General features: G+C 72.9%; 2 protein-coding genes. Both read left to right on the forward strand.

Features of this window, described 5'->3' with window-relative positions:
* Nucleotides 1-732, forward strand: a 732-nt coding sequence (locus HV783_RS28985) for a FecR family protein (RefSeq protein WP_175190327.1), incomplete at its 5' end; no start/stop codon positions are given.
* 183 nt (nt 733-915) lie between these two features.
* Nucleotides 916-6,498, forward strand: a 5,583-nt coding sequence (locus HV783_RS28990; protein ID WP_175190328.1) for a two-partner secretion domain-containing protein, incomplete at its 3' end; no start/stop codon positions are given.

The raw sequence follows: 6,498 nt of genomic DNA on the forward strand, positions 1-6,498 counted from the left end.
CGCCGCGCCCGCAGCGCGCGGCCGGCGCGTCGCGCCTTCCTGGGCGGCGCGGTGGCGGCCTGCGGCGCCTGGCTGGCATTCAAGCCGCCATTGGGCCTGTGGCCCGCCGTTGACGAGCTGACCGCCGATGTGCGCAGCGGCACCGGCGAGCAGCGCCGCGTGGCGCTGGCCGGCGACGCCAGCGTGCAGTTGAATACGCAGACCCGCATCAACCTGTCGCGCAGCGGCCTGGCGCCGCAGATCGACCTGCTGGCCGGCGAGGTCGAGCTGGCGACGGCCGGCCAGCCCGTCAGCCTGACGGCGGGCGCCGGTCGGATCGACGCCTCGTCGGGATGCGTCAACGTGCGCTATACCGACGGCCAGGTGCGGGTGACCTGCCTGGAGGGCAGCGCCCGCGTCACGTCGCGGCAGGAGTCATTGGAACTGGCCGCCGCGCAGCAGGTCGTGTTGGGCCCGGGGGGCGCCAGCAGACCGCGGCGGGTGGACCTGGACGCGGTCACGGCGTGGCGCCGGGGCGTGCTGGAATTCAACAATGTGCCCCTGGCGCAGGTGGTCGACGAGATCAACCGCTATCGCCCCGGCCGCATCGTGCTGGTGGGCGACCGGCTGGCGGGCAGCCTGGTGCAGGCGCGCTTTTCGCTGGACCAGTTGGCCGACGCCGCGCTGCTGATTCGCGACGTGTATGGCGCCCAGGTTACGTCGCTGCCCGGCGGCATCGTGCTGCTGAGCTGAGCGCCGTGGCGCGCGTTGTCCCAAACCTGAAATATGAATTTTTTATGAAAAGGCGCAGTCGATGACGCTTTAAGCGGTCTAGGCACCCATGCGCAGAATCGCCCGGCCCGCGTCGCCTTCTTCCAGGCGCACCGGTCCCGGCGCTGCAGATGCCAGATCCGATTCCTCGAAGGAAAAGCCGTCATGCCCAGCCGTCGTCACACCCTTGTCCCCTGCCGATCCCCGCGGCGTTCGCGCCGTCCCGCCTGGCGCCTGACGCCGGTGACGCAGGCACTGGCGGTGCTGCTGGTGGCGGGCGGTTGGGGCGGGGCGGCGCAGGCCCAGCCGCGCGCCTTCAGTCCGGGTTGGTTCGCCGACAAGGGCGCGGTGCAATCGACCGCGCAGCGCACCGGCCGCATGCCCGACGGCAGTCTGGCTGGCATCGGCAACAGCGCCCGCCAGCAGGCGCAATCGCGCCAGCAGTTGCAGCGCTCGCTGGACAACCTGAATCGCACGGCGGCGGCGGTGGCCGCGCAGCAGGCGGCGCAGGCGGCGGCGCGCGCTGCCGCGGCGGCCAATGGCTCGGCCGTGCCGGACGGGCTCGCGCCGGGCGGCCTGTGGATCGCCGAGGGCGCGCAGGCCAAATGGGAGGGCGCCAACAAGCCGACCACCGGCACCGACGGCGGCCGAAAGTTGGTGACGATCGAGCAGACGCAATCGCGCGCCATCCTGAACTGGGACACCTTCAACGTGGGCCGCAACACCACGCTGCGGTTCCAGCAGAAGGCCGACGACGCGGTGCTGAACCGGGTGGTGGGCGCATCGGCGCGGCCGAGCCAGATCCAGGGTGCGATCCAGGCCGACGGCACGGTGTTGGTGGTGAACCAGAACGGCGTGATCTTCAGTGGCGCCAGCCAGGTCAACGCGCGCAACCTGGTGGTGGCCGCCGCCACCATGAGCGACGCGCAGTTCCGCGAGCGCGGCATCTACGCCGACGCCGACGGCACCATTCCCACTTTCAAGGACGCGCTCGGCAAGATCGAGGTGCAGGCCGGCGCGCGCCTGGCCACGGCCACGCCCGGCAGCGCCACGCGCGGCGGCGGCTACGTGCTGCTGGCCGGCAAGGAAGTCCGCAACGCCGGCGAGATCAGCACGCCGCAGGGCCAGGCGCTGCTGGCGGCCGGCGACAGCTTCATCATCCGCCGCGGGCAGGGCTCGGACAGCAACATCGCCTCCACCACGCGCGGCAACGAGGCGCAGGCGGCCGGCGCCGGCCTGGTGCGCAACACCGGGCTGATCCAGGCGCCGCAGGGCGATGTGACCCTGACCGCGCAGCGCGTGGAGCAGGCCGGCGTGCTGGTGTCGAGCACCTCGGTGGATGCGCGCGGCACCATTCATCTGGACGCGCGCGGCAACGGCGCGGCGGTGACGCTGGCCGATGGCGCGGTCAGCGCCATCCTGGTGGACGCCAGCCTGACGACCGCGCTGGACGGCCAGCGCGCGAGCCTGCTGCAGCCGGCCGTGGGCGGCAACACCGCGCTGATCCCCGGCGACGAATTCCGTCGCGACCTGTCGCTGCTGCGCATCAGCAGCCAGGGCACGGTGGACTTCCAGGGCGGTTCGCTGTCGCTGGCCACCGGCGGGCAGGTGGCGGTCAAGGCCGATGGCCGCGCGCTGGTGCGCGACGGCGCGCGCATCGACGTGGGCGGCGCGGTCGGCGTGATCGTGTCGATGGAGTCCAACAACCTCAAGATCAACCTGCAGGGCAACGAACAGCGCGACGCCCCGATCAACCGCGACAGCAAGCTGCTGAACAACAGCGAGGTGTGGCTCGACCGGCGCGACCTGGTGCGCCTGGCGGCGGGCAGCGGCGGCAACGATGCCGACCGCTGGTACACGGCCGGCGGGCTGCTGGAAGTGGGCGGTTACCTGGGCACGCTCGGCGTGCCGGTGAGCCACTGGCTGGCGCAGGGCGGCGTGGTGCGCTTCGATGGCGCCGAGGTGGTGACGCAGGCCGGCTCGGCCATCAACCTGTCGGGCGGCACGCTCGACGTGCAGAGCGGCGAGATCCGCCAGAGCTGGCTGCGCGGCGAGGACGGCCGCCTGTACCTGGCCGACCGCGCGCCGGGCGATCTGCTCTACAGCGGCCTGTACCGGGGCTACGAGGCGGTGTCGCGGCGCTGGGGCGAGAACGCCACGCGGCGCTTCTACAACCCGCTGATCGCGCCGCCGACGCGCTACGAATCGGGCTACACCGTGGGCCGCGACGCCGGCGCGCTGGTGGTCTCGACCCGCAACGCGGTGCTCGATGGCGACGTCATCAGCGACACTTACCAGGGCGACCGCCAGACGCGCGCGCCGGTGGCCGGCCAGGACGGCTACAGCCAGTCGCACCGCAACGCGGCGCGCGCAGCGCAGTTCGTGGTGGGCACCTACAAGCCTTATTACGACAACGCCGGCAACTTCCTGCGCTACCAGCTCGGCGCCGGCGGCGCGGCCGCCGAGGTGGTGGTGGGCCGGGATCTGGCGGGCCGCTCCGCGGGACTCGAACTGGCCGATGCGCTGCCCGCCGAGATGAAGGGCAAGGTGTTCCTGGACGCCGACCGCCTGAACGGGTTCAGCCTGGGCGCCATCCGTCTGGCGGCCACCCGGGCCGTGCGCGTGGACGCCGGCTTGCGCAGCGCCGACGGCGGCGAGATCACGCTCTATGCGCCTACTGTCGACATCAATGCGGATCTGGTCAGCCGCGGCGGCCTGATCCAGGCGGGCAACACGCTGCGCCAGCCGGGCACGGCCGGCCGGCTCGAAGATGTTTCGCTGCTGCCGACCAATAATGCCAAGGCCGCGCTGCGCGTGGCCGGCGGCGTCGTGCTGGATGCGCGCGGCGTGTGGAGCAACCTGAAGGAGGATCCGGCCGCGCAGCGCGGCCTGGCCGTCATTGACGGCGGCCGCGTGTCGCTGCGCGGCACGGGCGACGTGGCGCTGGCGGCGGGCAGCCTGATCGATGTGTCGTCGGGCGCGGCGCTGCTGACCAGTGGCGCGTTGCAGGGCGGGCGCGGCGGCAGCGTGACGCTGGAAGCCAACGCCGTCAGCACGCAGCCGGCCTCCGGCGGCAAGGTGGCGCTGGCCGGCGCGGTGCGCGGTTACGGCGTGAGCGGCGGCGGCGCCTTCAGCCTGGCCAGCGGCGGCGCCCTCGTGCTGGGCGGCCCCGCCGATGGCCTGGCGGCCGATGCGGTGCGGCTGGATCCGTCCTTGTTCCAGGCCGGCTTTGCCAGCTATGACCTCAACGGCCATGGCGGCCTGCGGGTCGCCGATGGCGCGGATATCGCCGTCGCCATGCCGGTATGGCGCATGCGTCGGGAAGGCGGCGCGCTGCCGCTCTCGGGCAGCGACCCGGCCGAGGCCCTGTTGCTGTGGACCCCGCCGCTGTACACGGAAGATCCCAAGCGCGGCAGGCTGACCCAGCGTGGCGGCGCCAGCCTGGCGCTGCGCTCGGACCGCGACGCCCTTGGCGGCGTGCTGGAGATCGGCGCGGGCGCGCGGGTGGCGGTGGATCCGGGCCAGTCGATCCGCCTTGCCGGCGGCGACCAGATCACGGTGCTGGGCCGCCTGGTGGCGCCCGGCGGCCTGATCTCTATCCTGGACACTCGGGTGGACTCGCAGCAGAACTACACGCCCAAGGCCAACGGCCGCTCGGTGTGGATCGGCGAGAAAGGCGTGCTGGACGTGGCGGGCGACAGCCACGTCGCGCTGGCCACCGACGGCCGCCGCTATGGCGTGGCGCGCGCGGGCGGCAGCATCGAGATCGGCGGCGCGCTGGACTGGGAGGCCGATGCCTACGCCCCGCGCCGGCCGATGGACCGGCACCTGATCCTGCGCCCCGGCTCGCTGCTGGACGCGTCGGGCGCGCAGGCGCTGGTGGACCTGCCCGGGCGCGGCGCCACGCTGCTGGCCTACAACGGCGGCAGCATCGTGCTGGCGTCGGCCAACAGCCTGTACCTGGACGGCGACCTGCGCGCCATGGCGGGCGGGCCGGGCGCGGCGGGCGGAACGCTGGGCGTGGCGCTGGCGCCGGCTTTCTACCAGAGGAACCTGGCCGAGGCCGCGGTGTTGACGCCGCGCGTCCTGACGCTGTCGCGGCAGAAGGGGGCCTCGCTGCTGCCCGCCGGCCTGCGTCCGGGCGAGTCTGGCGCCGACCTGCGCTATGGCGCCGGCGGCCTGGGCGTGGACCAGGTCCAGGCCGGCGGCTTCGGCAACCTGGCGTTGTTCGCGTCGGTAAGGGCCGACAGCGGCCTGACGCTGGCCATGCCCCAGAGCCTGCGCCTGTCGGGTCCGCTGATGTTGAGCCAGAGCGCGCCCGAGGGCAGCGTGGTGGCCCTGTCGGCCCCCTACCTGTTCCTGAATCACGCGGCCTACGCGCCGCCGCTGGGATCCGACAGCGTGGTGCAGGTCGGCATGGTGGCGCCGGACTGGCTCAAGCGCGGGCATCGCCTGGTGCTGGACGCCGGCATGATGGATCTGCGCGGCATGCGCGACTTGCGCAGCTTCGATGACGTCCAGGTCAACCTGGCCGGCGACCTGCGCCTGACGGGCGTGTCCGTGGGCCAGGACTTCAATGGCAACACGCTGCTGGCCGCGCCCAACCGCCTGACCATCACCGCGGCCCAGATCTATCCCGCCACCGGCAGCGGCGGCGGGATTGCGGCGGGCGAATACTACGGGCAAGGGGGCGGCAATGCGCTGAAGAATCCGGATGCGGTGCTGACGATCCGGCGCGCCACGGAGGGCATGCCCGACATGCCGTATTCCGCCTTCGGCACGGTGACGTTGTCGGGGCCCAATATCGTCCAGGGCGGCGTGGTGCACGCGCCGCTCGGCTCGATTGTCTTCATGGGGCCCGAGGGCGCGCCGTCCAGCGTGCGTTTCCTGGCCGGCAGCGTAACCTCGATCAGCGGCCAGGGGCTGGTAATGCCCTATGGCGGCACCACCGACGGTATCAAGTACCTGTACGGCGGACAGGAGATCCGGGTCGCGGGCGTGGGCGGCAATGACCTGAACGGCGCGCCGTCCCGCATGATCCAGATCAACATGAAGTCCATCGCGGCCGACGCCGGCTCGCTGCTGGACCTGTCCGGCGGCGGCGAACTGACCGGCGCCGCGTTCGTGCGCGGACGCGGCGGTTCGGTGGACGTGCTCAAGTACGCCATGGCCGACGCCAATCCCGGCTTCGGTTTCAGCAAGTCCGGCAGCGCCGTCTATGCCATCGTGCCCGGCTTCGGCGGCGACTATGCGCCGGCCACCAAGGACGCCGCCATGCCCGCGTACGGCCAGCGCGTCACCATCGGCGCCGGCGTGCCGGGGTTGCCGCCCGGCACCTACACGCTGTTGCCCGCCAATTTCGCCATGCTGCCGGGCGCGTTCCGCGTCGAGGCCGGCGCGCCGGGTGTGTTCGACGCGGCGCGGGCCGCGCCGACCCGTGGCGGTTCCTGGGTGACCACGGGCCGCATGACGGCGCCGGGCGTCGATCCGGGCGCGGTGCCCGCCAGCCAACTGCTGGTGACGCCGGGCGCCGTGGTGCGCCGCCATGCGCAATACAACGAGACCTCGTACAACGCTTTCCTGGTGGCGAACGCGGCCCGCACCGGCACGCCGTTGCCGATGCTGCCGGCTGACGCGGGCATGCTGCGCCTGAAGCTGACGCCGGGGGCGGGCCGCGAGGGCACGCCGGCCCTGGCGTTCGGCGGCGAGGCGCGCTTCGCCGCGGCGCCGGGCAGCAGCGGCGCGGGC

This window comes from Achromobacter dolens (genome assembly GCF_902859745.1).
Classification (GTDB): domain Bacteria; phylum Pseudomonadota; class Gammaproteobacteria; order Burkholderiales; family Burkholderiaceae_B; genus Achromobacter; species Achromobacter dolens.